This window comes from Streptomyces gottesmaniae (genome assembly GCF_031845845.1).
GTDB classification, from domain to species: Bacteria; Actinomycetota; Actinomycetes; order Streptomycetales; family Streptomycetaceae; genus Streptomyces; species Streptomyces akebiae.
In genome coordinates this window covers 1-1,031 of record NZ_JAVRFJ010000096.1, presented here as the reverse complement: position 1 = coordinate 1,031, position 1,031 = coordinate 1, and the positions used below count along the sequence as shown (strand labels likewise).

1 protein-coding gene is annotated in these 1,031 nt (G+C 69.6%); it reads left to right on the top strand.

The features are described 5' to 3' along the window. Window positions 1-1,031: methylmalonyl-CoA mutase family protein (locus RM704_RS44525; protein WP_311593559.1), on the top strand; the 1,031-nt coding region annotated here is incomplete at both ends.

Sequence of the window (1,031 nt, the reverse complement as noted above, 5' to 3'; positions counted from 1 at the left end):
CCGCCGAGGCCGTCGCTGCGGCTGATCGCGGACATTTTTCGGTACTGCCGGGTGGAGATGCCGAGGTGGAACACGATCTCGATCTCGGGGTACCACATGGCGGAGGCGGGTGCCTCGCCGGTGCAGGAGATCGCGTTCACCCTGGCGGACGGGATCGAGTACGTGCGCACGGCGGTCGCGGCGGGTATGGACGTGGACGACTTCGCGCCGCGGTTGTCGTTCTTCTTCGTGGCCCGGACGACGCTGTTGGAGGAGGTCGCCAAGTTCCGTGCGGCGCGTCGGGTCTGGGCGCGGGTGATGCGGGAGGAGTTCGGGGCGAGGGATCCCAAGTCGCTGATGCTGCGTTTCCATACGCAGACGGCCGGGGTGCAACTGACGGCGCAGCAGCCGGAGGTGAATCTGGTGCGGGTGGCGGTGCAGGGTCTGGCGGCGGTGCTGGGCGGGACGCAGTCGCTGCACACCAATTCCTTCGACGAGGCCATCGCCCTGCCGACGGACAAGAGTGCTCGTCTGGCGTTGCGGACGCAGCAGGTGCTGGCGTACGAGACGGATGTGACGGCGACGGTCGATCCGTTCGCCGGTTCCTACGTCGTCGAGAAGCTGACCGATGACGTGGAGGCGGCGGTGGTCGGGCTGATGGGGAGGGTGGAGGAGCTGGGCGGGGCGGTGGCGGCCATCGAGGGGGGTTTCCAGAAGGGTGAGATCGAGCGCAGTGCGTATCGCATCGCCCAGGAGACCGACTCCGGCGAGCGGGTCGTGGTCGGCGTCAACCGGTTCCAGCTCGACGAGGAGGAGCCGTACGAGCCGTTGCGGGTGGACCCGGCGATCGAGGCGCAGCAGGCGCAGCGGCTGGCCCGGCTCCGTGCCGAGCGCGACCGGGCGGCGGTGGACACGGCCCTGACCGCCCTGAAGAAGGCCGCCGAGGGCACGGACAACGTCCTCTACCCGATGCGCGAGGCGCTGAAGGCCCGCGCGACGGTCGGCGAGGTGTGCAACGCGCTGCGGGAGGTCTGGGGGACGTACATCCCCAG